We start from the raw sequence: 26,443 nt of genomic DNA, 5'->3' as shown, positions 1-26,443 counted from the left end.
GTCGCAGCTGCCCTGCTCATCAATGCCCCCGATGCCCTGGCATTCTTCCTCACGGAAACCTCACAGCTTCCAGCGCACGCACTGCGCGGGAACGTCGTACTCGGCAAAGAACAATGGCAGCTCACGCTGCGTCACATACAACGAGAAATCACTATGACCGAACAACAAACACTGATCGTGATCGGCAATGGCATGGTCGGTCACCACTTTCTGGAGGCAATGGCGGCGGATGAACGCTACGAGGCCTATCGCATCATTGTGTGCTGTAAAGAGCCCCGCCCCGCCTATGACCGCGTGCACCTGTCCGAGTTTTTTACCGGGCGCAGCGCGGAAGAACTCTCACTGGTCAAGCCCGACTTCTTTGCCAACACCGGTATCGAGCTTAAAACCGATGCCGGTGTCGCCAGCATCGATCGAGAAGCCAAGTCAGTAACGCTTGATAGCGGTGAGCAGCTTGCCTACGACAAACTGGTCATGGCCACCGGCTCCTACGCCTTCGTGCCGCCCATTCCCGGTAATGACCGCGAAAACTGCTTCGTGTACCGCACCATCGATGACCTCGAGGCCATGCAGGCTGGCGCCAGCAATAGCCGCGTTGGTGTTGTTATCGGCGGCGGACTCCTGGGACTGGAAGCAGCAAACGCGCTGCGCAATCTGGGACTTGAGACCCATGTTGTGGAGTTTGCGCCGCGCCTGATGCCCGTGCAGCTGGATGAATCTGGCGGCGCCCTGTTGGCAGACAAAATCAGTGAGCTGGGTATTTCCGTGCACACCGGGATGGCCACACAGCAAATCGTCGACGGCGAGAATTGCAGGCACCGCATGGAGTTTGCCGACGGCTCGCACCTCGAGACGGACATGATCTGTTTCAGTGCCGGTATCCGCCCCTGGGACACACTGGGGAGAGATTGCGGCCTGGAAGTTGGCGAGCGCGGCGGCATCGTCATCAATGATGCCTGCCAGACCAGCGACTCTGACATCTATGCCATCGGTGAATGCGCGCTCTGGGGTGGCCGTATCTTCGGACTGGTGGCGCCGGGCTATACCATGGCGCGTGCTGCAGCCGGCCAGCTGCTGGGTGATGACGCCGGATTTACCGGCGCAGACATGAGTACCAAGTTGAAGCTGATCGGCGTGGATGTGTGTTCTATCGGCGATGTGCACGGCACCACCGAAGGCAGCCTGACTTACGCTTATACCGATCAGCGCACCCAGGTGTATCGCCGCATTAACACCAGCGCCGACGGCAAAACACTGCTGGGCGCGATACTTGTGGGCGACGACACTGGCTATAACGACCTGCTGCAATATGTATTGAACGGCATCACTCTGCCTGCTGACCCGGAGGTACTGATACTGCCTCAACTCGACGGTATGGCCAGCGCTGGTCTGGGCGCCGACGCACTGCCCCCGGCTGCGACCATCTGTTCCTGCCACAACGTCAGCAAGGGGCAAATCGTTGAGGTGATGGACGGGGGAGAGCTCACGCTGGAAGGCGTGAAGCAGTGCACCAGCGCCAGCACCGGCTGCGGTGGCTGTGCCCAGATGCTCAAAGACGTGGTAAACGCCGAGTTAGAACTGCGCGGCGTGGAAGTCAGCGATGCCCTGTGTGCTCACTTCGAGCACTCGCGCCAGCGGCTCTACGACCTGATTAAGGTCAACAAATACAAAACCTTCGGTGAGCTACTTGCAGCACATGGCAAGGGCCGCGGCTGCGACATCTGTAAACCGGCAGTCGCATCTATCCTCGCCAGCCAGTGGAACGACTACATTCTCGAAAAATCCCACGTTGGTCTGCAGGACACGAATGATCGTTTCCTCGCGAACATGCAAAAAGATGGCACCTACTCCGTGGTTCCACGCGTGCCCGGCGGCGAGATCACGCCCAAGCAGTTAATCGCCATTGGCGAGGTCGGGGACAAATACAAGCTCTACACCAAAATCACCGGCGGCCAGCGTATCGATTTGTTCGGCGCCCGACTGGAGCAATTGCCCGACATCTGGCGCGAGCTGATCGACGCGGGCCTGGAAACCGGGCATGCCTACGGCAAAGCGCTGCGTACCGTGAAGTCTTGCGTAGGCTCAACCTGGTGCCGCTATGGCGTTCAGGACAGCGTGGGCATGGCCCTGCTGGTAGAGAACCGCTACAAGGGCATACGCGCACCCCATAAGGTGAAAATGGCGGTGTCGGGCTGCACCCGTGAGTGTGCTGAAGCGCAAAGCAAAGACGTGGGCGTGATTGCCACCGAGACCGGCTGGAATCTCTACGTCTGCGGCAATGGCGGCATGAGACCGCGCCATGCGGATCTGTTCGCCACTGATCTCGACGATGAAACACTGATTCGCTACATCGACAGATTCATGATGTTTTACGTTGCCACGGCGGACCGCCTGCAGCGCACCGCCCGCTGGTTAGAAAACATGGAAGGTGGGCTGGACTACCTGCGCAGCGTCATCATCGATGACAGCCTCGGCATAGCCGCCGAACTCGAGACGCAGATGTCTCACCTGGTGGGCACTTACCAGTGTGAATGGAAAACCACGCTGGAAGATCCTGAAAAACTCAAACTCTTCCGTCCCTTCGTCAACAGTGACGCACCCGACAGCAACGTGGTGTTTGTTCAGGAACGGGGACAGGTTCGCCCCGCCACCGAGAAAGAAAAGGATCTGATCGCTAGCACCGAGGTAAGCGCATGAACTCAATGTTGCAATCAAACACCCTGGAGCCGGGCTGGGCGCATGTGTGCTCTCGCGAAGACCTGGTAGAGAACGCTGGCGTTGCGGCCCTGATAGAGAACGAGCAAGTTGCCCTGTTTTTAGTAGCCGGCGACGAGGAACGCCTGTTTGCATTGGGTAACTACGACCCTATCGGTAAAGCCAATGTCATGAGCCGTGGCATCGTCGGCGATATCGATGGCGAGCCGGTAGTCGCCAGCCCGCTGTATAAGCAGCACTTCAGACTGCGGGACGGACAGTGCCTTGAAGATGAGAGCTACGCCCTGCCCTACTTTGAAGCACGGCTGATTGACGGTGGTGTGTGGGTGAGGCTGCGTGACTAGCACTACAAGAACAACCTGCCCCTACTGCGGCGTCGGCTGCGGCGTTCTGGCGAGTGTCGATGCTTCGGAGGCAGTCAGCATCAGTGGCGACCCGCAGCACCCTGCCAATCGAGGCAGGCTGTGCAGCAAGGGCAGTGCGCTCGCCGACACCATCGCTACCGACAGCGGCCGTTTACTGCAGCCACAGCTGAACGGGGAAACGGTGACATGGGACGTCGCCCTGGACACGCTGGCCCAGCGGTGGCTTGCCATCAGGGAGGAGTCAGGGGCCGATGCCCTGGCGTTCTATGCCTCGGGACAAATGCTCACCGAGGACTACTACGTTGCTAACAAGCTGATGAAAGGGTTCGTCGGCACCGCAAACATCGATACCAATTCCAGATTGTGTATGTCATCTGCGGTAGCAGCCCAGCAGTATGCCTTCGGCGTTGATGGTGTTGCCTGTAACTACAGCGACCTCGAATCCTGCGATCTTCTGGTACTCATCGGCTCCAATCTGGCGTGGTGCCACCCTGTGCTGTACCAGCGCATCAAGGCAGCGCGGGAGCGTAGGCCTGAGATGAAAATTGTGGTGATTGACCCTCGCAGAACAGCCACCTGTGAGATAGCCGACTTACACCTGCCGCTGCGCCCGGATACGGATATCCCGCTACTGCAGGGTTTGCTGCGCTATCTCCATGAGCAATCGGCCACCGATAGTGACTTCATCGCTGCGCACACATCAGGTTTCAGCGCCGATGAGCTTGCCAGCGCACCCGACCTGCAGACGCTCGGCAACATCACCGCTGTGAACGATGCAGACCTGCAGTGCTTCTTCGATTGGTTCGCCGCCACAGAAAAGACCGTCACCGCCTATTCCATGGGTATCAACCAGGCCAGTGAAGGCACCCTAAAAGCCGGGGCCATCATCAACCTGCATCTGGCCACCGGCCGCATCGGCAAAGATGGCTGCGGCCCGTTCTCTATCACCGGACAGCCCAATGCCATGGGGGGACGCGAGGTGGGCGGACTTGCCAGCACCCTGGCCGCCCATATGACGTTCACAGCGCAAAATCGTGATCGCCTTAATCGCTTCTGGGGCTCTACGGCTGTGCCCGCTGCACCCGGACTAAAGGCGCTGGACCTGTTTGAAGCCATAGAGCGCGGCGAGGTGCGATCTGTCTGGATAATGGCGACCAACCCACTGGCCAGCCTGCCGGAGGCAGCGCGCTGGAAACGCGCGCTGGAGGCCTGCGAGTTTGTTGTGGTGTCTGACTGCGTGAATGACAGCGACACCCTCGCCGTCGCGGATCTGCGTCTGCCGGCACTGGGCTGGGGCGAAAAATCGGGCACGGTGACCAATACCGAACGCTGCATTTCGCGCCAACGCGCGTTCCTCTCCTCACCCGGTAACGCCAAAGCTGACTGGTGGATGGTGAGCGAGGTGGGCAAACGCATGGGATACGCAGACGCTTTCCGCTTCGAAAGCCCCGCGGATATTTTCCGGGAGCATGCCGTGTTATCCGGTTTTGAGAACGGCGGCCAGCGCGATTTCGATATCAGCGACTGGCGGCTGGATAGTGATGAAGATTACGAATCGATGGAGCCACAGCAGTGGCCCATTCTTGAAAACGGCACCTCATCGCTCTACCGTGAGAAAAAGTTCTACACCGTGGATGGCAAGGCGCGCTTTCGCCCAATGGCAGCCAGCCAATCATTGCAGCTGGCAAACGCCGCGCCTGAATCACTGGTGCTCAACACGGGCAGGGTGCGAGATCACTGGCATACGTTGACGCGCACAGGGCGTTCTGCGCGACTCAGCGAACACCAGCACGAGCCAACGCTGAGTGTGCACCCGGCACGCGCAGTGAAGCTGGGCCTCCCGTCCGGTGGGTTTGCGCGCGTGAGCAGCGAACACGCCAAGCTCACTCTCCGCGTCACGCTCGACGAAAACCTGCCACCGGACAGTGTGTTTGTACCCATGCATTGGACACACAGTCACAGTGCGGCAGGACCGATCAATGCGCTGGTAGGCACCGAACGAGACGCCCTCTCCGGCGAGCCCGCGTTCAAACACGCGACTGTAACTGTTGCTCCAGCGACCTCTGCCTGGCAAGGCTTAATGATCACGCGCACCCCACTGCCCTGCCCTGACTCCGACTACTGGGTAAAAGTGCGAGGCGATGACTACTGGCTGTACTACCTCGCCGGATTTAAGGCGCCTTTGTCCATTCAGACTATTTGGTCGTCACTGACAGACATGGAATACACGACGGCCCTGCTGGATAGCAAGCACGAGCAGGTGCGCTTCCTTCGTATAGACGCCAATGAACGCGTTTCCTGCCTGCTGGCGGTCAGCACTGCCGAAAACTTTGAACCACCCCTGTGGGCCGCCTCGCTGTTCAGGCACGAAATCACCTCAGCCAGCGACAGACTCGCCTTTCTGTCAGGTGTGCCCCTTCAGGGCTCAACGACCATCAGCCCCACCATCTGCAGCTGCAACGGCGTGGACCAGGCAACCATCAACGCACTCATAGCCACTGGCGTAAACACAACAGCGGGCATCACCGCACAGTGCAGTGCCGGCGGAAATTGCGGCAGCTGCCTTCCGGAGATACAGCAAATGATTAATGAGGCGCCATCGTCTCGGCGGGTAGCACTATGAGCACGACTGTTTTTCGTTGGATGAGCACACGACTTCCCCGCGTCGAGAAATCCGTGGCACCGCCAACTGAGAAACTAAGACAGCCATCAGGTTCAGTTCACCTGGTTGGAGCCGGCTGTGGGGACCCGGAGCTACTAACACTGAAAGCGGCCCGCACCATCGCCAGTGCTGAGGTATTGGTCTATGACCGGCTTGTGAGCCCGGAGATTGTCGCCCTCGCCGGAAGGAACTGCCAAAAAATCTATGTGGGCAAACGTTGCGGCGAACACACGCTGTCGCAAGAGGCCATTATCGAACTGCTGATTCAACATGCCAACACCGGCGCCAAGGTTGTCAGACTCAAAGGCGGTGACCCCTACGTGTTCGGGCGCGGAAGTGAGGAGCTGACAGCCCTCCGTGCTCAGGGCATAGCGACTGGAGTGTGCCCGGGCATCACTGCGGCACTGGGCTGCTCGGCGAGCGCGGGCATCCCAATCACCCATCGCGGCTTAAGTAACGGCTGTCTGTTTCTCACCGGCAGATTGCGCGATGGCAGTATTCCTATCGAATCACTTGACGTGGACCTGCACTCTCTAACACTGGTGATTTACATGGGTGTACGGGGCTTGCCGCGCATTGTAAAAGCGCTGAAAGAGAAAGGACTGGCTGAGGATTGGCCGGTAGCGCTGATCGAGAATGGCAGCACGGATGCCGAGCGCACCCTGGTGTCTGATCTCGAGAATATATGTCAGGACGCTGACACCCATGACATCGGCGCCCCGGCACTACTGATGGTGGGTCGTACCGTTGCCCACAACCATTCCACCAAGGGAATGGTGCAGGCACAGCATGCTCAGCTGTCAGAACGTGCGTGATACACCATATCGACTTCAGCGGCGGGCTTACCCGTAACCGCTTCAAGCGCTTGGGCTATAACTCCATCGCCAAGATCGGGGTGCTGCCAGGCGCCCAGAGTCATACCGCCGTCGACGACCAGAGGTTGGCCGGTAATAAAACTGGCTTCATCGCTGGCGAGAAACGCGACCGCATTGGCAATATCTGCCGGCAGACCCGCGCGAGTTATCGGCTGTGCCAGTGAAGCAAGCTCCCGCAGTGTAGACAGGGCTTCGGTGGAATCCTTTTCCAGTGCCAGCTGACCGAGGAAAATAGGCGTATTGATGAACCCTGGGCACACCGCATTCACGCGGATACCCGCGGGCCCCAATTCCTGTGCCACCGAACGGGTGAGGTTAATCACTGCAGATTTCAGAGCGCTGTACACATGTGGACCATAGCCACCCCCGGTGCCCGCAATAGAGGCCGTTGTCACAATCGACCCCGTACCCTGCTCGCGCATAATCGGGGCCGCGTGTTTCATGCCGTACAAGGGTCCGCTAAGCAGTGCATCCAGTGTGCGCCGGTAAGGCTCGCCGGTATCGGTTTCAGCAACATCACCCGTTACGCCACCGAAGCCAGCATTATTGAACAGGCAATCCAGCCTGCCCCAGGCGCTCACGGTTTCGCTGATAGCACCGGCCACATCATCTTCACTGCATACATCCACTGGCACAAAGCGCACAGTGTCATCGTCCCAGCGCCCTGCTAAGGCAGCGCCTGCATCATGCTGAATATCTGCCAGCATGACCCGGGCCCCTTCTGCCACAAATTTCTCTACCGTGGCCTCTCCGATGCCACTGGCTCCGCCCGTGATCAGCGCGGTTTTTCCTTCCAGCCTTCCAGTCATAACCCTACCCCTGTGTAGATGCTTCGGTGCGTCAGGCCGACGCTGCCTGCCCCCCATCAACAACCAGCGTATTGCCGGTTACCCAGGCACTTGCCCGTGAGCAGAGGAAAATGGCTGCGCCTGCAGCATCCTCAGGTGTTCCCAGACGGCCACGGGGAATGTGCTTGGCCATCTCTTCTTCGTGCTCAAGCATGTGCGCCGTCATTTTGCTGGGGAAGAAACCCGGCGCGATGATGTTCACGTTGATGTTCTCGCGCGCCAGGTCTGCTGACATCTGACGGCTCATGTGGTGCACCGCTGCTTTACTGGCCGTGTAGGAATAGTTCTGCATGGGCGCATACGTCAGGCCATTGATCGAACCGATGTTGACCACCCGCGCCGGATCCTCTGTGGTTCCGGCTGCCCGAAGGGCCGGCAGCAGCTTTTGTGTCAAAAAAAACAGCGACTTTACGTTAAGGTCCATGACTTTATCCCAGCCATTCTCAGGGAACTCATCAATGGGAGCACCCCAGCTCGCACCTGCGTTATTGATCAGTATGTCCAGCTTGGCCTCACGCTCACTGATTTGAGCAGCGAAGGCTTCCACACCTTCCAGGCTGCCGAGATTTGAGGGAATCGCAATACACTCACCCAGCTCGTTGAGCTCCGCCTCAGTGGCTCGTAGCTCTTCCTCGCGTCGTGCCGTTATGTAGGTTTTGACACCGGCCTCCACAAAGCCACGGGCGATCATGCCGCCAATACCGCGAGAACCGCCAGTGACAACGGCGGTCTTACCTGCAAGGTTAAAAAGGTCTTTCATGCGTACTCCTGTTAATAATCAGTTCGCCGGGTGGTACCAGATTGGCGAGGTATAAGCCCGATCCTGAATCGTGGCGGGGTGTTCGTCGGCGCTATCCAGGCCCAGCGCAATCGCGTCGTACAAGGAATGACGGGGCGTGGGAATCTGCAACACGCGTACGTAGTAAAACGCCGATTGCGTCGCATCGAACTCGGGATCTGACCATGCCGCTACCAATCGCGGCTCACCAATAGTGTTGGTATAGGTCGCCCTGTCTGTATCTACAGTGTTGCCAACGGGAACCGCATTGCCATTGTTATCAAGCCGATCCTCACCGCCCAGCGCCACATCAAAGATGCGCTCGGCCGTCTGGCCAGATTCGTCCACCCAGCCCTTCACAATCTGTATGCGATCAAGATTGGCACCTGTAGGGTCACTGGTGGCCTGAACCAGGAACGTGGGTGCACCCTCGCTGCCATCGCTGCCCGTGAGTTCGCCCCCCATGGGCACACCACTGGCTGTTGCCTGGGCGTACAGGTCTTCTGCCGCCAGATCGGCCTCACTCAATCCCCAGCCACCGTAAAACTGCACGCCAATGCGTGGCCCGGTGGTAGCGTAAACCTCACGCCTGCGCAGCGCGTCCAGAATCCCTTCGCGAGTATTCTCCTCGGCCCAGACCGCGGCAAGCCCTGAGGCGGACATCGCCCAGCCATCGGGTCCGGAGTCACCGCGCCAGGCCCCACTCTTGTTGGCGGGTATGGAGTCAGTTGCCAGTTTGCCCATAAAGTTATCTTCTTCCGCGGATGCCATCGCCGTGTGGGAATCCGTAGAGCCGATAAGTCCAAACTGATACGGATTAACACCTGCCGACTGTTCTATTGACAGACCGCGCATCAAGCCCTGGCGAAGATAATCCCCCGAACTTACGGTGTATTCACTGGAATACTTTTGAATGTAATAGGGGTAGGTTTCGAAATCGGCGAAGGGGTCGTCTGGCGATAGATCCGGGTGCGTTTCCGAGTCACCTTTAATCTGGGTGATCTCAGCCACCATCTCCCACTCCAGCCGACGCTTGGCGTAATCGGCATCAATCGCCTTTCCTCGCAGGCTCTTGTCGTCAAACATATAGCCTTTGGAGATGTTGGAATTGTGGGGGATGGCAACGAAGTCGGCACCGGTTTCATCTCGGGTACTGCCCAACCAGGCCCAGAGGTCTTCAGGGAAGGGACTGTCATCCAAACCAAAAGGCTGAAACTGCTGTGCCGTGGGTGCGTCGGCATCGGTAATGACAATGCGGTGCAAATTGGCACCACCGGGAATGGAGCTCCACTCCCAACCAATCAATGCGGTGAACTCGCCGGGCTTGTTGTACTGATCGGCGTAGTCTGTGATGGTCTTCCAGGTATCGATTTCAACTTGCGGCTGAGCCGGTATCCATCCCACAGGCACGCCATTTTCTAGAATGCTCTGTGCTGCAGCCAGCGGCTCTTCCGGCTCTGGCAGCACGTCGATAAATAGACTGCGACCATCCCCTGAATCAATCGCATCGCGCAATATACGCGTCGCTACCCAGGCCTTCGCCTGGTCAACCAGACCGATGTCAGTGTCATCGATGCCGTTGAAATAGGTATTGCGAATGACACCCAGAAACTCAGCGTGGTCAGAGACCACCAGAAAATCCAGCGGGGCTTTAATCTGCACACGCGCCTTGTGGTACGGATGCACAGCCGGCAAGCCACTGGCGTAGCGATACGCATCTTCCGGCGTGCCGTTGAGATTGTTGTTGGCAAAAGCATCCGATGAGTAGGTGGTGTGCAGATGCGTGTCACCCCACAGCAGGGTTTTCTGGGCGATTGCGTGGGAAGTGGCAACAAGACCGATGGTCAGTGCGATTGCGCGCGCTTTCATGGCGATTCTCCAGTGCTGGATATTATTCTTCTTCTGGCCTGCACACTAAGCGCAGGCGTGATGCTTAAACGGCAAACATCAACTACGGAGCATAGCCCAGCGCGGCGGTAGCACGCCACAAAAGCCGGTTCATACCGACCAGGGCAGCGACTATCGCGCCACCTTGGCGGCACTGGCTAAGGCACGCGCAATAGTCGCGCGAGTATCTGCCGGATCTATAACCGCATCAATCTCCAGATGGGAGGCCGTTTCAGTCGCCTTACCGATTTCATACATGCGGGCCACCAGTTGTTCGAACAGTGCCTCGCGCGCCACCGGGTCTTGTTCGGCCTCCAACTCTTTCTTGAAGCCCAATCGCACGGCGCCCTCCAGCCCCATGCCGCCGAACTCGCCCGTTGGCCAGGCTGCTGCATAAACAGGTTCTACAAAGCTACCGCCCACCATTGCCATGGCCCCCAAGCCGTAGCCTTTACGCAGGAAAATGCCCACCACGGGCACGGTGAGCGCGGCACCGGCCAGGAATAGATTAGACATACGCCGCACAGCCGCCTGCTCCTCACTGGCAGGGCCAACCATAAAGCCTGGGGTGTCTGTCAGTGACAGCACCGGCAGGCCAAAGGCCTCACACAAGCGCAGGAATCTCGCCGCCTTGTCGGAAGCTTCTGCATCCACAGCGCCACCCAACTGCTGACAATCGTTGGCCAGTAGCCCGATGGGTTGCCCTTCGATACGCAGAAAGCCAGTGATCACGCTTCGACCGTAAATACGCTGCAGTTCGATAAAACTGCCGGTGTCCGCCAAGGTCTCGATAATACGCCTGACGGGATAGCCCCAGCGCCGATCTTCGGGAATCGCATCGCGCAGACTTTCCTGCGGCGCGCATTCCCAATAAGACACGGGCCCCTGAAAATACGACAGCAGGTATTTGGCGATGTCTGTGGCATGCGCCTCGTCCTCTGCCAGCACATCGATGACGCCATTGCGCTCCTGGGTGGGTGCCGGCCCTATCTCGGTGGGTGCGTATTGGCCTAGCCCGCCACCTTCGATCATCGCGGGACCGGCCATACCGATCCACGAACTGCGTGTCGCGATGGTGATATCAGCACAACCAAACAGCGCAGCGTTGCCCGCAAAGCAATATCCGTTGTTCACCGCAATCCGAGGTACCTTACCAGCCAGTTTTGCCCAGGCGCTGAAAGACGTGACGTTCAGGCCGCCGATTTGCGTGGTGACATCGGTATCACCCGGCCTGCCGCCACCGCCCTCGGTGTACATCACCACGGGCAGGTTCAATGAGTGTGCTAATTCGCAGGCGCGATCCAGTTTACGGTGATGAAAGAAACCCTGGGTGCCGGCCAACACGGTGTAGTCGTTGACGATCACGACCGCGTTCGCGTTGTCAGCCCCTACCGAGGCTGCATTAATCGTTGCCGTTCCAGTGATTATGCCGTCGGCGGCGGTGGCCGTTTGCAATTCCTCATACTCGCGCCGGCTACGCTGAGCAGCCACGGCCAGTTGTCCGTACTCGGTAAAGCTGCCGGGGTCTACCAGATGATCGAGGTTCTCGCGTGCAGTGCGATAGCCTTTGGCGTGGCGCTTCTGTGCCGCCTGCCCGCGTTCGGCATCACTGGTATTGGCAAGGCGCTGCTGTAGGGCCGCAAGCTCGGGCCGCAGGTCATCAGTCATAAGTTAAGGGGCTTTATAGACACGCGGGCACTATAGCGCCCGCGCTGGCTGCTGTCTTGACTCAGCTGCCGGTGAAGTTAGCTTTGCGCTTCTCCAGAAACGCCATCACCCCTTCTTTGGAGTCGTTGCTTTCGATACAGATATTCTGCAACCGCGCCTCGCAACTGATGGCATCAGGCAGGGTATTCTCCATGGCGAAGTTTACCGCCTCTTTGGCGTAGCGCATCGCAAGCGGTGCCTTCTCGGCAATCTCTCCGGCCCAGGCCATCGCCTGATCGACCAGTTCCTCGGCTGGCGCCACGCGGTTACACAGGCCCAGAGCAACAGCCGACTCGCCATTGAGCTTTTCACCGGTAACCATCAACTCGTAGGCGCGCTTACGGCCAAGGCCACGAGCAAGCTGCCAGGTCGCACCGCCATCAGGTACCAGGCCAATGGCACCAAATGCCTGATACAGGTAAGCATCGTCGGCCATGATCATCAGATCGCAGGCCATTGCGTACGCCGTGCCAATGCCGGCACAGGCGCCATTCACTGCGCTAATCCAAGGCTTGTTGCCGTGAGCCACGGCCATAATGCCCGGCTTGTAACTGTGGTTAAGCACGTCTTCAGTGCCCTGCCCATCGACAATGCCGCCCTCTTCTGTGAGATCGGCGCCCGCGCTGAAAGCGCGTCCGGCGCCGGTGAGTACCACGGCGCGAACATTGCTATCCGCATTGACCTCGCGGGCAACGCGAACGAACTCCTCGCGCATGACCGTGTCCCAGGCATTCAGTTTATCGGGACGATTCAGTGTCACCAGCGCTACATGGCCGGTGTGCTCTATCGTAATCGTTTCGTAAGTGGACATAATTCCCCCTGTTACCCGAGTGCGGTCGGCACTGTTAGCCGATCGCGCCCGAGTCTTTCAAATCAGCAATTTCCTGCGCGCCAAAACCCATGGCGCCCAAGACCTTGTCAGTATCCTCACCCAATCCATGCACGCCATGACCAACCTCAGACGGTGTACGACTAAAGCGCGGCGCCGGTGCGGGCTGGGTTACTCCGTCAACCTCGATATAAACATCCCGCGCCTTATTGGCGGGGTGTGACGGCGCATCCTTGAAGTTGAGGACAGGCGCGAAACAGATGTCTGTGCCTTCCATCAACTCACACCACTGGGCCTGGGTCTTACCCATAAACACTGCGGCAATTTTTTCTTTCATGGCGGGCCACTTCTCTTTATTGTTCTGGTCGCCAAACTCTTCTTCCGACAGTCCCGCGACTTCTTTGAGCAGCGCATAGAACTGTGGTTCGATTGAGCCGATAGCGATGTATTCGCCGTCAGCACACTCGTAGGTATCGTAGAAGTGCGCACCGCCGTCGAGCAGATTGGTGCCACGGCTGCTTGCATCCCATCCACCGATGGTTTCAAAACCGTGGAACATCCACATCAACTGGGCTGCACCGTCGACCATGGCAGCGTCAATCACCTGCCCTTGGCCGGAATTTCCAGCCTCCAGCAATGCTGCCAACACACCGTTGACCAACAACATGCCGCCGCCACCCATATCACCCACCAGGTTCAGCGGGGGCACAGGTTTTTCACCTTCACGCCCCATGGCGTACAAGGCACCGGTGATAGCGATGTAGTTGATGTCATGACCCGCCGCATTCGCCAGTGGGCCCTCTTGCCCCCAGCCCGTCATACGCGCGAACACCAGCTTGGGGTTACGCTGCATACAGACCTCGGGGCCAATGCCGAGCTTCTCACACACGCCCGGCCGGTAAGGGTCGATAAGCACGTCAGCGTTTTCAACCATGCGCAGCAGGGTTTCAACGCCGACAGGGTCCTTGAGATTCAACACCACGGACTTCTTACCCCGTCCGCTTACGCGTTCGAACAGTTTGGGGTCGGCGGCACTTGCCCGCTCAATGCGGATCACCTCGGCGCCCATATCGGCCAGCATCATGCCGCCCATAGGCGCCGGGCCGATGCCCGCCAGTTCTATCACGGTGTATCCGTTCAAAGGACCCATGCTTATCTCCTATAGCGCGTTACTTACTTAGGCTGCATCCGAATGCCGCCGTCCATACGCAGGCATTCGCCATTCACGTAATCGTTTTCCACCAGGAACTGCGCCATGTGGGCAATTTCATCGGGGTCACCCAAGCGCTTGGGATACAGCACCTGCTCACCCAGCGGCTTCAGGAACTCCCAGATTTCAGGGGTCAGTTCCTCGGCACCACCCATCATCAGCGGTGTAGCGATGAGACCAGGCACAATCGTATTAACGCGAATACCCAGTACCGCCAGGTCGCGCGCAATGGGCAAAGTCATACCAACGACGCCACCTTTAGACGCGGAGTACGCTGCCTGACCAATCTGGCCTTCGTAGGCCGCCACCGATGCGGTGTTAACGATACAGCCACGTCCGCCATCTTTGGTGAAAGGCTCGTTCTTGGCCATCTGCTCTGCACACAGACGCAGGGTATTAAATGTGCCCACCAGGTTTACATCCACAACCATCTTGAACGCGTCTAGCGGGAATGGGCCGTTTTTGCCCATGGTGCGCACGGCATTACCAATACCGGCGAAATTGCAGTTCACGTGGATGGCACCGAATGCTGCCATTGCTGCATCGACACCCGCCTGCACGGATTCTTCGTCAGCCACGTTCACTTTCTGGAAAATAACGTTATCGCCAAGATCGGCGACCAGTGCGTTGCCCTTCTCTTCATTCATGTCGAAGATCGCGCACTTCATGCCACCGGCGACTAAGCGCTTAACGGTTGCGCGGCCCAGTCCTGATGCACCACCGGTAACGACGGCGACTTTACCTTGCATATCCATAGTTGGTTCTCCCTCTATAAATGGATGTGATATCGATTAGAAATTACGTGTATTGAACGGCTGGTAGTCATCACCCAGGAAATCCCGGCTGACAATAATCTTCATGACCTCGGAGCTGCCCGCGTAAATCGGTGCAATCATCGCGTCGGTCAGTTGGCGGCTGATCGGGTACTCGTCCATATAGCCTGCACCACCGTGCAGCTGCACACCCTCCATCGCTACCTTTACCTGCAGCTCACTGGTGTAAAGCTTACCCTTGGCGGCATCCACCGCTGTGAGCTGGCCTGCGTTAAAGGCGCGTACGCACTGGTCAGTGTAAACCTGCGCATGATCAAGCTCGGTGCGCAGCTCAGCCAGCTTAAACTGGGTGTTCTGGAATTTACTCAGCGACTTACCAAAGACCTTACGCTCTTTCACGAAGTCCAGAGTGAGGTCCCATGACAGTTGGGCAGCGCCCAGATAACCGATCATGCCCAGCAGGCGCTCTTCAGCGAGGCCTTCCATCAGGTAGATGAAACCCTTGCCGGGCTCCCCAAGCACGTTCGCCTTGGGCACTTTCACATCATTGAAAAACAACTCCGCCGTATCCTGGGCCTTCATACCCATTTTTTCGAGGTTACGACCGCGCTCGAAGCCTTCCATGCCACGCTCTACCAAAAACAGCGTCATGGCATGCGGATTGTTTTCCGGATCAGTTTTAGCGGCGACGATAACAACGTCGGCGTTGATACCGTTGGAGATATAGGTCTTTGAGCCATTGAGCACCCAGTGGTCATCTTTCTCGACCGCGTAGGAGCGCATACCGGCAAGGTCAGAACCCGCATCGGGCTCCGTCATCGCAATGGCCAGAATCGTCTCACCGCTCACGCACTTGGGCAAAAAACGTTCACACTGTTCCTCGCTGCCGAAGCGGGTGAGGTAGGGGCCCACCAGGCGCCCATGCAGGTTAGCGAACCAGTCGGCACAGCGTGCGTAGCAGGTCTCTTCAATGATGATTTGGTCAAAGCGGATGTCATAGTCGCCCATACCGCCATACTTCTCGTCAGGCCAGACCATCAGAAAGCCTTGCTCTCCGGCTTTGCGGAAGGCCTCGCGATCAACCACACCGGCCTCGCGCCAGTCTTCCATGTGAGGCACAATCTCGGAACTTAGGAACTTGCGAAAAGCATCGCGAAACATCACCTGCTCTTCGGTAAACTCTCTTGGCAACATGACAACACTCCTGAGTACAGCGAATAAAGCGGGCACAGTATGGTTAGCGCTGCTGGCACCAACAATGACCGCCCCCTACAAATTTATTGACCTAAACTGACAGCAGCGCCGGGACCCGACTTTCACAGGTATGACCCAGATTTTTACTGACAATTGGGCGCTGATGAATTTCAGCATTCTGCTCGCTCTCACCTGTGCCCAGATGGTGGTGGTCTACGCCATGATTGACGCCAACAACCCGCCGGCGGGTCTGGGGCTGTACACCGTTTTCTTCATGGCCTCGCTGATGGGCTGGATTGCCTACCTGTTGCAACAAGGTTCGCTGCCAGGCGTTGGCGTAGACGTCACCATGGTCGCGGCGATTCTCAACAGTTTCATCCTGTATATGGCAGCAGGTCAGCGCAGTGGCGACACCCGGGGTCGCACCGTGCTGGGCGCGGTTTGCATGGGTGCCATCCTGTGCGTGTTTTTCTTCCCGCCGGACGCCATGCTGCTGATACTCAGCGGAACGATTGGTATCAGTGCGCTGGCGACTGCCCTGCTCTGCCTACAGCGCAGTGTGCGCGAGCGTAATGCAGGCGATGGGATCATCGCCGGCGCCTGCACGCTGTTAAGCTTGGGTATGGCCGCATCGGCCTCCGGTGTACTGGCGGGGCTGGACAGCAGCCAGGCCCGGGACCTGCAGTTTGCCTTGCACGGTGTTTACTACGCGCTGGTCGTGGTGGGCTTCCTTGCCAGTGTTTTGATCGAGTTCCAGCAGCAGCTCTCGCAGCTCTCCACACAGGATCCACTCACTCGCTTGCCGAACCGTCGCGGGCTGGACGAGTCACTGCACTTAACACTGGCGGCGGCGGCGCGGCACGCGCACTCCACCGCTGCCGTGCTGGTTGATATCGACCATTTCAAAACCATTAACGGAACCTTTGGTCACGAAATAGGCGACAGGGTTATTCAACAGATCGCGCGTGCCCTGGAGCACATCTGCCGCAACAGCGATGTGGTTGCGCGTACCGGTGGTGATGAGTTCCTGATTATCCTGCCCAACACCGACCTTGAGTCCGCGCGCGTACTCGCCGAACGGGTACGGGAGTCACTGGCCGACTACCCCATCCTGGTGGATCAACAGCGAATCGCCCTGTCACTGAGTCTTGGCGTGAGCGCTGCCATCGGTGAGGTGGATATCGACGCCCTCTATGACGATGTGGATAAGGCCCTGTATACCGCAAAACAGGGTGGCCGGAACCGCGTGGCCTCGGTCAATCACCAGCCACTGCAAATGAACGTGGGCAGCAGGCAGGCTTAGCGCATGCGTAACCCGTCAATCTCCGTGGCGTTTGCCCGCCGTGTACTGGCCAACGCCGTCAGTGCCGGCCTGGATCCAAGCCAATTATTGCGGGACTGTCAGATCTCACCTCGCCTGCTGCGCGATGACAGCGCCCGTATTCCCATGGAGCGCTACGCCGATCTGCAGGTTGCCGCGATGGTTGCCATGGACGACGAGTCGCTGGGCTATGGGTCTCGCCGCATTCCTGTCGGCTGTTGGAACATGATGTGTCACGCGGTGATCGGTTGCGAGACGCTGGGGCAGGCGATGAGTCGCTATTGTCGATTCTTCCAGCTATTCGAATTGGACTTGCAGACTCGCTTTGAAGCAGAGGGCGACACGTGCAGCATCACGCTGGTGGGTGACATCGATGCGGCCTCGGCCAACCTGGTGGAAATGTACCTGTTTAACTGCCATCGATTCTGCAGCTGGCTGGCACAAGAGCACCTGCCACTGCTGCAGGTGAATCTCAGCTACACCCCGGCGGCCACCCAGGAAGACTACCGCAGAATGTTTCTGGCCAATCCCGTGGCCTTCGAACAGCCCGATTCGGAGCTGATCATGCCGCGAGCCGTAATGGACAAGCCCGTCAAACAGACACAGCAGTCACTCAGGCACTTCCTGCGTCACCCTGTGCTGATACTGCTCACCCAGCGGTACGATCAGGACAGCTGGACCCAGCAGGTGCGCGATCGCGTAAGGCACAACCTGGTGCACATGCCGGAACTGGCAAATGTTGCTGCCGATCTCGACGTGCACCCGCAAACCCTGCGCCGCCGCCTCACGGCAGAGGGCACCACCTTCAAGGACATCAAAAACCAACTGCGGCGCGATACTGCCCTGTATTTTCTTGGCAAGAAGAGTCTGAGCATCGAGGAGATCGCGCACCGCGCCGGCTTCTCGGAATCCAGCGCATTTATTCGCGCCTTCAAAGGGTGGACAGGCGTTACGCCCTATAGCTATCGCAAAGGACTTTGAGGCGCCTGATGGGGGCACTGGTGAAGCCCGAGAAATCATGTACTCTTTGCCACTCGATGAGCTGACTTAGCCACCTATGAAGCCGCTTCGTTTTCTACAATGGATTGCCACCACATACCTGATTTACGTGGTGCTGTGCCTACTGGTGATCATGCCGGCAATGAACTTCGCCGCGCCGCCGCTGGCCCGGGACGCACTCGACCGCACACTGCGTACCGAGTTGATACTGTTCAATCCCTTCACTCTGAACTTGCAAGTGCGCAAGCTCGAACTGTCAGAACCCGATGACGAAGACCGGCTATTCGCGGCCTTCGATACCTTGGACGTAAACCTGTCGCTGGCGTCACTGGTGAGCAAGGGCTGGGTGTTCGATGCCATCGAGCTGCAGGGCCTGCATGGCATCCTGCGCCGCACAGGCGCAGACAGCTTCAACATCAGCGATTTACTCACCAGTGAAGATACAGACGCCGCTCCCAGTGAAACCACAGAGATTCCCGGCATCAGCATCGGCGAGTTGGTACTACACGCGCGCCGCCTAACAACCTCAGACGAAACCCGATCGCCCGCTTACGAAACACACTGGGATGATCTGGCCATCGCGGTGCGGGACTTTTCTACCCTGAAAGAAGCAGGCCAGCCCTACCGCCTTGAGGTGACTGCAGAAGCCGGCGGCAGGCTCTACTGGGAAGGCGACCTCTCTATACCGGGCACCATGAGTGAGGGACGCGTTGTCTTATCCGATGCGCAGCTGCGTACGCCCTGGCGCTATGCCAAGCCCTGGCTGGCCTTTGAAGTGGACAGTGGCACGCTTACAGTTGAGGCTCACTACAGTATCAACTGGGCCGACACGCCAATCTGGTCGCTGAGCCAAGGCACTGTCTCTATCGACAATCTGAATATCCTCCCTATTGACCGCGCAGCACTACCCGACACCTATACCCGCATGGAGTCGTTGAAGGTGTCTGGCATTGAGATCGACAGCGCCTCAAGCAGCGTCACTGTCGACAGCTTGACTACTGATGGCATCAGCCTGAGCGGCTTCAGCGAGGAAGAGCGCGTCAGTCTGGTTGACCTGTTCGACGTTCAATTGCCCGACGATGAATCTGGGACGGCCGCTGATCCCGAACCACAGCCCACGCAGCAAACACCCGAGTGGACCGTTGCGCTGGCCAAGTTCGAGAACCGGGCCGGAGCCATTGATTGGCGCTCGGAGATGACCAAACCCGCACTAACACAGGTGCGAGGCATCAAGGCAACGGCAACGGATATTAATTGGCCTGCGGCAGGTCCCAGCCCCATGACATTGGCACTGGTCGTCAATGACCAGAGTCAGCTCGCGGTGCAAGGCCAACTGCACATCGGCAGCGGTGATGGCAATTTCGACTACAGCTTGCAGGCGCTGCCCCTGGAGTTGTTTGCCCCTCTGATACCGGAGGTGCTGAACGCCGAGGTTCGCGGCGGCAACACCTCACTCAAAGGCACAGTGGCGCTCTCAGAGTTTAATCCTACCAACACGCAGTTAGAGGGAGAGGTCGACACACTGCAGGTTGTGATCCATGAAGAAACGGACGCCATTAGCGGCTGGGACTCTTTCCGATGGCGCGGCCTTAACGTCGACATCGTTGGCCAAACCGTTACGGCGCAGACGCTGCTACTGGATGGCTACACCGGCAGGCTGCATATCCGCGAAGATGGCACCATCAACAGCCAGCGCCTGTTGCAATCCAACTCCGAGGAAGATGAAGACTCGTCCGGTGAAGCGCAGTCCCCCTCTGAATCAGACGCTGAACTGGCTGGTAAGAACCCGGCAGATGAAGCGCCCGGATGGCAGGTCAGTGTGCCTGAGATCGTGATCTCCGACAGCTCCATCAACTTTAAAGACGAATCGCTGCCGATCAATTTCCAGGCCGTGATCGGCGACTTGAACGGCGACATCACCGGACTGTCGACAGACCCCGCCAGCACACTCGCGGTTGACCTGAAAGGTTCAGTTGAGGGCTATGCCCCGGTGACCCTGGGCGGCACCGTGAAACCCTTTGCAGAGCAGCCTGAGATGGGTATGGGCCTGACCTTCGAAGGTGTGGACCTGGTACTGCTAACCCCCTACTCCGGCACCTATGCGGGCTACGACATAGAACGTGGCCTGCTGAACCTAGACCTCGAATACTCGCTGGAAAACAACCGCCTGCAAGGCGACAACAAGGTGGTGGTGGACCAGCTCAAGCTGGGTGATCGGGTCGAGAGCGACCGCGCCGTGGACCTGCCCATTGAACTAGCCCTGGCACTGCTCACTGACATCAACGGCGTTATTGATCTGGCGGTGCCAGTCAGCGGCGACCTGGCCGATCCGCAGTTCTCCATAGGGAGCGTGATCGTCGGTGCGTTTGTCAATCTGATCACCAAAGCGGTCACCGCGCCTTTCTCCCTTCTGGCCAATCTGGTCGGCACCGAAGACGACCTTGAGCGCGTGGTGTATAACGCCGGCTCTCCCGATCTGGATGAGCGCGGCAAGACTAAGCTCACCGAACTGGCCGGCGCATTGGAGCAACGACCCTCGCTGCAACTCATCATCAAAGGGCGGTTCAACAGGGACAGCGATGGCAGGCGCATGCAGGTGGCGGCACTCAACGCTGACCTAATGGCAGATGGCCTGAGCCAGGACGACATCGACGCTCGCAGTGATCGATTCCTGGCCGCGGTTGAACGGCGCTACAAGCGACTGGACAACGCTACCGATGAAACACCGACCCACTCCGCGCAGCGCGATGCGGTATTGGCAACCTACCCCGTGGATGACAGCACCCTGGCTGATCTGGCACTGGCCAGGGCTACCAATGCCAAAGCCTTCCTCGTGAACGATACGGGTTTGGATGCGGACCGGGCGGTTATCGATGGGGTGGATGCCACCGATGAAGCCAATCGCGTCAGCGGCATAGAGTTCGCGATCGATCAGTAAGCCTGCGCTTTCAGGCCGGCAAAACTACCCGACCTCGCTGGCACCCTGCTCACCGCGGTATTTCAGCGGGCCATTGCAATAGCGACATAGATACGTTGCACCGCGCTGCATTCGGTGGTGACGGGTGGTAGAGACTTCGTGTGAGCGACACCCGCAGTGATAATCATGGGTACGCTGCTTTCGCTGCGGGATACCTTCCAGATCCAGTTTAAACGTGGCTGAGGGGTTGGCGCCAAACGCCTGCATCAGCGACTGCCATTCCCGCCCGTGGGGTTTCAAGCGGCGGTTACCCTTAATGCTGTGCACGATGTAGTGCGCCACCTCATGCGGCACGGTGTCGTGCAGGTTTTCCTCGTAGTACTTGGCGAAGATCCAGGGGTTGTAGCGGATGAGACTGCGCTCACCGTCAAACTTGAACATGCCGGCAGTGGTACCCGAGAGGTCAAACTTCACCTCGATGGGCGCGAATTCCCGATCAAGCAGTTCCCCCGCCAAGGCGATGTAGCGCTGAGTCTCCTGCCTGACTTCGGCCTGCTGCTCGGTATTAATCGGTTGAATCAACGTGTTCAAGAACGATACTCCTGGCACAGGGCCAGCCATTGCTGAAATGCCCTGCCATGGTACTTCCTGCGGTGGGTAACAATCGACATTTGTCGTGTGAAATCTCGACCGCGCACCCTAAGCGGCACCAGCGAGCCGCGCTTGAATGCATCCTCGAGGCTAATGCGCGACAAGCAGCCCAGCCCCATACCCGCCTCCACCGCGCGCTTGATCGCCTCAGTATGCTGCAACTCCAGGCTTATCTGTAGCTGAGGGAGAATATCGTGCATGGCCCTATCGAACACCTGGCGGGTTCCCGAACCCGGCTCGCGCACAATCCACTGCGCCTCGATGAGTTCTCTGTCGCCGACGCTGCGTTTTCGCGCCAGTGGGTGCTCGGGCTCGCAAAACACCTGCAGTTCATCTTCGCGCCAGGACGTAACCTCAAGATCGGGGTGCCACCACTCCCCTTCAATCAACCCTACATCCAGCTGAAAATCCGCCACAGCCTCAGCGATGTCTCGCGTGTTCGCCACCTCCAGGCTGGCATCCACTGCGGGGTAAGCCTGGCGGTAATCTGCAAGAATGGGCACTGCCAAATAATTACCGATGGTAAGGCTGGCACCCACTTTGAGGCGGCCACTGACCTGATCGCCCTCCAGCAAGGCCTGTAGCTCGTCGGCTCGGGCCAGCAAATCTTCAGCTGCGGGGCGCAACCGGTGGCCCAGCTCACTGAGCTGCAGGCGCTTTCCACGGCGATCGAACAGCTGCACATCGAACTGGCGTTCGAGCTCCTTGATCGCACCTGAAGCCGCTGACTGCGACATGGCTAACTGCTGTGCCGCATGCGACAGGTTCTCGCGCTTTGCGGTTGCCAAAAAGACCTGTAGTTGTCTGAGCGTGAAACGCATGTCGTTCTCTACACTTCTATATCGATTAATACGATTTATATTATCGATATTAACCGTTTTATCAATATATCGGACAGCCCTATGATGACGCCGAATTCAATGAAATGAGCACCCGAAATGGCACAGCTAAGGACCGAGCAAGTCACCTCAGTGCATCACTGGACAGATCGCCTGTTCAGTTTCCGAACAACGCGCGACGCGGGCTTTAAGTTTAAGAATGGCCACTTCACCATGATTGGCCTTGCCGATGAAGGCAAGCCATTGCTGCGCGCCTATAGCATTGCCAGCGCCAACTACGAGGATGAGCTGGAATTCTTCAGCATCAAGGTGCCGGACGGCCCGCTGACGTCAAAGCTGCAGAACATTCGGGTCGGGGACGAAGTACTCGTAAACAGCAAGCCCACCGGCACACTGGTACAGGACAATCTCTTACCTGGACGCAACCTCTATCTGGTGGGTACCGGTACTGGCTTAGCGCCCTTTATCAGCATCATTAAAGATCCTGAGATCTACGACAACTACGACCATATCGTGTTGGCGCATGGCGTCCGCTATGCCTCAGAACTGGCCTATCAGGATCTCATCCATCACGAGTTGCCCCGGGACGAGTACCTAGGTGAGACCGTTAAAGAGAAACTGCTGTACTACCCCACCGTCACCCGGGAGCCCTACCGCAACACCGGCAGACTCACTGACCTGATCGACAGTGGCACTCTGCAGCAGTCATTGGGGTTGGAGGCGCTGGATCCCGAACAGGACCGCTTTATGCTGTGTGGCAGCCCAAGCATGCTCAAGGATTTCTGCGCCCTGCTGGATCGTCATGGTTTCGAGGAATCCCGTCAGGGAAAGATGGCGCACTACGCAATTGAGCGCGCCTTTGTAGAGAGCTAGGCGCGCCTCAAGCACGCCTGGATGGTTGTACTAACAGTGCCTGCACACGCAGGCACTGAGAGTCGATCAGGCAGCGTCTTCTACCGCCAGCGAGTCGCGAAGTTCGCGCTTCAGGAACTTGCCATTGGCATTGCGCGGCAATGGCTCGGTCAACAACCAAACATAGCGCGGTACTTTATACGGTGCCAGCAGCCCTTTGCAGTGACCCCTGAGGGCTTCGACATCCACAGTGTCACCCGGCGCCACATAGATTGCGGCACCCACTTCCTCGCCAAGTCGGTCATCGGGCACGGCAAACGCAACGCACTCGGCAACTCCGTCATAGCTGAATAGCGCGTTCTCTACCTCTGCGCAGTACACATTCTCGCCGCCGCGCAACACCATGTCCTTGGCGCGATCCACCAGGAAGATGAAACCTTCCTCATCGATGAAGGCCACATCGCCCGTGTGCAGCCAACCGTCGGTGATGGATTCAGCCGTCGCCTCGGGCCGGTTGATATAGCCCTTGATCACGTTGGAGCCTTTTACCCACAGCTCACCGATCTCACCCGGAGGTAATGTTTCACCGGCCTCGTTGACACATTTGGCTTCCAGCGTGGGAACGGGAGGACCACAGCTGGTCGGTTTGTCCTGGAAGAACGCCGAGGATACCGACGAAATCACACCGCAGGTTTCCGTCATGCCGTAGCCGGTGCCGGGCTGGGCGTTCGCCATTTTCTGGCCCACCTTCTCCACCAGGTCGGGCTGCATGGCAGCACCGCCGCCACCCAGCATCTTCAGCGATGAAGTGTCCGTCGATTCAAAGTCCGGGTGCATCATCACCTCACGGGCCATCATAGGCACCGCGCTGAAGGTGGTGATTTGCTCCTGCTCAATCAGCTTCAGGGCCTCTGTCGCGTCCCACTTATACATATGCACCAGTTTGCCGCCGGCGATCGTGGCGGTTTGTGCAACGCAGTTATTGGCGGTGACGTGAAACAGGGGTGTGGCTACCAGCGCGGAGACAGCCGGAGCCTCACCCGCCGGCGCATCAGTGCTGCCACTCGCCTTTGCCAGCGCCAGCGGCTGTACCATGTTGGCAAACACCAAATTCATAACGTTGTTAACACAGCCCCGGTGTGTCAGCTGCGCGCCCTTGGGACGGCCCGTGGTGCCGGAGGTATAAAACACACAGGCATCGTCATCGGGATCGATATCGGCTGCCGGCATCTCGGCGGGGCTATTGATGACCTCAACCCAGTCAATCACACCCTCAGGCGCCTCATTCTCCAGCCGCACCGCAGTGACGATCAGGTCGGGGAAGTCTGCGCGAATCTCTTCAAAGCGCTGCAGGCGCTCTACGTCGCAAATCATGACCTTGGGCGCTGAGTCTTCAAGGCCGTAATGCATCTCGTGCGGTACCCACCAGGCGTTCATGCCTACAACAACCGCACCCATTGAAGTGATTGCCCAGTAGGCCAACATCCACTCGGGATAGTTACGCATGGCAATCGCGACGCGATCGCCGGGCTTCACGCCCTGTGAAGCAAGCCAATTGGCGATAGAAGCGACATAGGCCTGAGACTGCGCGTAAGTGCAGCGCTCATCATTGTAGACCAGGTACTCTTTGTCACCGTGGCCAGCCGCCATCGCCCACACATCTTTCAGTGTTCCGGGCGCATTCGCGTAAGTGCGATTGGTTACACCACGAATATCAATTTCTGCGATTTCAAACATTTGTCCTGGCGCCGTCAGCTCAGCCCAGGCTTCCTTCAATTCCTTATACATTATTTACCCTGTTGTACCGATTGGGAGCACGCAGCATATCCCCAGCGCGCCGCCTACTCAATGGTGATCAGGCGCCATGTACAGGAATTTGCGCACTGTCATTTGTGGTCTATTTTTTTGTTGCCCGCTGTCATTGTCGGCACCAGCGGCAGCACACAGACTGTCGCGCTGTCGTGCAGAAGTCAGCCATTGCACCAGGATTATTATGAGCACACAGAACCTCGATACATCCCGCCTTCAGGACTACCTCGCCGAGGCCGTGCCCGGCTTCAGCGGCACACTATCCGCAGAGAAATTCGCCGGCGGGCAGTCCAACCCAACCTTCAAACTGTCAGCGGGCGGCCGTGATTATGTGCTGCGCCGCAAACCACCGGGTGAACTGCTGGCCAGTGCACACGCTGTGGATCGCGAGTTTCGAGTGATCTCGGCCCTGGCGGATACCGATGTGCCCGTTCCGCAAACCTACGCCCTGTGTGAGGACAACTCCGTCATTGGCTCCATGTTCTATGTGATGGAGTACCTGGATGGGCGCGTGTTCTGGGACCCCAGCCTGCCTGAGATTAGCGATAACGACGAGCGCACGGCGATCTACGACGACATGAACCGCGTTCTCGCAGCGCTGCATATGGTAGACCCGGATGCCGTCGGTTTATCTGATTATGGCCGTCCCGGCAATTACTTCGAGAGACAGGTAAGCCGCTGGACCAAGCAGTACCGCGCGTCTGAAACCGAGCACAGCCCCGCCATGGAGCGTCTCATTGAATGGCTGCCTGCCAATATGCCGGCAGACGACGGCGTCAGTGGGCTGGTACACGGCGATTACCGCCTGGACAACGTGATGTTCCACCCCACCGAGCCACGCATTATTGCGGTGCTGGACTGGGAGCTTTCTACACTGGGCCATCCGCTGGCAGACCTGGCATACCAAGTGATGGCCTGGCAGCTCCCCGGCAATGGCGGCATGAAAGGCATGGCCGAGATCGACCGCGCGGCTTTTGGTATTCCCAGCGACGAGGAATACATCGCACGCTACTGCGAGCGCACCGGGCGCGACGGCATAGACAATTGGAATTTTTATCTGGTGTTCTGCTTCTTCCGCCTCGCGGCGATTCTGCAGGGCGTCAAAAAACGCGCGCTGATTGGCACTGCCTCCAGCGCTGAAGCCGAGGCCAAGGGCGCAATGGTTGAGCCCCTGGCGCAGTTCGGCGTATCACTGATCGATTAACCTAACCG

Annotated in this window: 20 protein-coding genes; 9 read left to right on the top strand and 11 right to left on the bottom strand. The window is 58.3% G+C overall.

From position 1 onward, the window contains the following. The first annotated feature begins 153 nt into the window (after positions 1 to 153). Genes nirB through cobA form a run of 4 tightly spaced genes read left to right on the top strand, consistent with a single transcriptional unit; the run spans position 154 to position 6,557 of the window. On the top strand, positions 154 to 2,697 hold the full coding sequence (gene nirB / locus IE089_RS03325) for a nitrite reductase large subunit NirB (protein ID WP_189477340.1): 2,544 nt from the start codon (positions 154 to 156) through the stop codon (positions 2,695 to 2,697). After that, positions 2,694 to 3,059 carry a nitrite reductase small subunit NirD gene (gene nirD / locus IE089_RS03320; RefSeq protein ID WP_229802562.1) on the top strand — a complete coding sequence of 122 codons (366 nt, stop codon included), beginning with the start codon at positions 2,694 to 2,696 and terminating at the stop codon, positions 3,057 to 3,059. The genes nirB and nirD overlap by 4 nt, the downstream gene beginning before the upstream one ends. Next, positions 3,052 to 5,703 (top strand): nitrate reductase, encoded by a 2,652-nt coding sequence (locus IE089_RS03315; RefSeq protein WP_189475125.1) that lies wholly within the window; start codon positions 3,052 to 3,054, stop codon positions 5,701 to 5,703. Before nirD ends, IE089_RS03315 begins: the two co-directional genes overlap by 8 nt. Further along, positions 5,700 to 6,557 (top strand): uroporphyrinogen-III C-methyltransferase, encoded by an 858-nt coding sequence (gene cobA, locus IE089_RS03310; protein ID WP_189475123.1) that lies wholly within the window; start codon positions 5,700 to 5,702, stop codon positions 6,555 to 6,557. Before IE089_RS03315 ends, cobA begins: the two co-directional genes overlap by 4 nt. Here cobA and IE089_RS03305 read toward each other — a convergent pair. The 8 genes from IE089_RS03305 to IE089_RS03270 all read right to left on the bottom strand — a co-directional run bounded on the left by IE089_RS03305 (position 6,536) and on the right by IE089_RS03270 (position 15,843). Beyond that, the gene (locus IE089_RS03305; RefSeq protein WP_189475120.1) at positions 6,536 to 7,426 is read right to left on the bottom strand and encodes a glucose 1-dehydrogenase; all 891 of its coding nucleotides are present in this window, start codon (positions 7,424 to 7,426) and stop codon (positions 6,536 to 6,538) included. The genes cobA and IE089_RS03305 overlap by 22 nt on opposite strands. A gap of 31 nt (positions 7,427 to 7,457) precedes the next feature. Next, positions 7,458 to 8,225, bottom strand: a complete 768-nt coding sequence (locus IE089_RS03300; protein WP_189475119.1) for an SDR family oxidoreductase — start codon at positions 8,223 to 8,225, stop codon at positions 7,458 to 7,460. Between the two features lie 18 nt (positions 8,226 to 8,243). Further along, entirely contained in the window at positions 8,244 to 10,112 is a 1,869-nt protein-coding gene (locus tag IE089_RS03295; protein ID WP_189475117.1) for a DUF3604 domain-containing protein, read from the bottom strand. 150 nt (positions 10,113 to 10,262) lie between these two features. Next, positions 10,263 to 11,798, bottom strand: a complete 1,536-nt coding sequence (locus IE089_RS03290) for an acyl-CoA carboxylase subunit beta (RefSeq protein WP_189475115.1) — start codon at positions 11,796 to 11,798, stop codon at positions 10,263 to 10,265. Positions 11,799 to 11,859: 61 nt separating this feature from the next. Further along, the gene (locus IE089_RS03285; RefSeq protein WP_189475113.1) at positions 11,860 to 12,648 is read right to left on the bottom strand and encodes an enoyl-CoA hydratase/isomerase family protein; all 789 of its coding nucleotides are present in this window, start codon (positions 12,646 to 12,648) and stop codon (positions 11,860 to 11,862) included. 34 nt (positions 12,649 to 12,682) lie between these two features. Beyond that, positions 12,683 to 13,816 (bottom strand): CaiB/BaiF CoA transferase family protein, encoded by a 1,134-nt coding sequence (locus IE089_RS03280; RefSeq protein WP_189475111.1) that lies wholly within the window; start codon positions 13,814 to 13,816, stop codon positions 12,683 to 12,685. Positions 13,817 to 13,839: 23 nt separating this feature from the next. Next, positions 13,840 to 14,631: an SDR family NAD(P)-dependent oxidoreductase gene (locus tag IE089_RS03275; RefSeq protein WP_189475108.1), complete on the bottom strand. Its 792-nt coding sequence runs from the start codon at positions 14,629 to 14,631 to the stop codon at positions 13,840 to 13,842. 36 nt (positions 14,632 to 14,667) lie between these two features. Continuing rightward, the gene (locus tag IE089_RS03270; protein WP_189475106.1) at positions 14,668 to 15,843 is read right to left on the bottom strand and encodes an acyl-CoA dehydrogenase family protein; all 1,176 of its coding nucleotides are present in this window, start codon (positions 15,841 to 15,843) and stop codon (positions 14,668 to 14,670) included. Between the two features lie 130 nt (positions 15,844 to 15,973). On the opposite strand from IE089_RS03270, the gene IE089_RS03265 reads away from it, so the two are divergent. The 3 genes from IE089_RS03265 (at position 15,974) to IE089_RS03255 (ending at position 21,101) form a co-directional block, all read left to right on the top strand. Next, positions 15,974 to 17,146, top strand: a complete 1,173-nt coding sequence (locus IE089_RS03265; protein WP_189475104.1) for a GGDEF domain-containing protein — start codon at positions 15,974 to 15,976, stop codon at positions 17,144 to 17,146. 3 nt (positions 17,147 to 17,149) lie between these two features. Beyond that, positions 17,150 to 18,145, top strand: coding sequence for an AraC family transcriptional regulator (locus IE089_RS03260; protein WP_189475102.1), 996 nt, complete (start codon positions 17,150 to 17,152; stop codon positions 18,143 to 18,145). A gap of 76 nt (positions 18,146 to 18,221) precedes the next feature. Beyond that, positions 18,222 to 21,101, top strand: a complete 2,880-nt coding sequence (locus tag IE089_RS03255; protein WP_189475100.1) for a DUF748 domain-containing protein — start codon at positions 18,222 to 18,224, stop codon at positions 21,099 to 21,101. Between the two features lie 24 nt (positions 21,102 to 21,125). On the opposite strand, the gene IE089_RS03250 is transcribed toward IE089_RS03255, so the two are convergent. Both IE089_RS03250 and IE089_RS03245 read right to left on the bottom strand, forming a co-directional pair. After that, a complete protein-coding gene (locus IE089_RS03250) occupies positions 21,126 to 21,671 on the bottom strand; it encodes a SprT family zinc-dependent metalloprotease (protein ID WP_229802561.1) in 546 nt (181 codons plus the stop codon). Further along, positions 21,668 to 22,552, bottom strand: a complete 885-nt coding sequence (locus IE089_RS03245; protein WP_189475098.1) for a LysR family transcriptional regulator — start codon at positions 22,550 to 22,552, stop codon at positions 21,668 to 21,670. Before IE089_RS03245 ends, IE089_RS03250 begins: the two co-directional genes overlap by 4 nt. Before the next feature lie 117 nt (positions 22,553 to 22,669). Between IE089_RS03245 and IE089_RS03240 the strand changes: the two genes are divergently transcribed. Then, positions 22,670 to 23,443 carry a ferredoxin--NADP reductase gene (locus tag IE089_RS03240; protein ID WP_189475096.1) on the top strand — a complete coding sequence of 258 codons (774 nt, stop codon included), beginning with the start codon at positions 22,670 to 22,672 and terminating at the stop codon, positions 23,441 to 23,443. A 66-nt stretch (positions 23,444 to 23,509) separates the two neighbouring features. Here the strand turns inward: IE089_RS03240 and IE089_RS03235 are convergent, their stop codons facing one another. Then, a complete protein-coding gene (locus IE089_RS03235; protein WP_189475094.1) occupies positions 23,510 to 25,210 on the bottom strand; it encodes a class I adenylate-forming enzyme family protein in 1,701 nt (566 codons plus the stop codon). A gap of 205 nt (positions 25,211 to 25,415) precedes the next feature. Between IE089_RS03235 and IE089_RS03230 the strand changes: the two genes are divergently transcribed. After that, the gene (locus IE089_RS03230) at positions 25,416 to 26,435 is read left to right on the top strand and encodes a phosphotransferase (protein ID WP_189475092.1); all 1,020 of its coding nucleotides are present in this window, start codon (positions 25,416 to 25,418) and stop codon (positions 26,433 to 26,435) included. Positions 26,436 to 26,443 lie beyond the last annotated feature (8 nt).

This window comes from Parahalioglobus pacificus (assembly GCF_014652275.1).
GTDB classification, from domain to species: domain Bacteria; phylum Pseudomonadota; class Gammaproteobacteria; order Pseudomonadales; family Halieaceae; genus Parahalioglobus; species Parahalioglobus pacificus.
This window is presented reverse-complemented; position numbering and strand designations above follow the sequence as displayed.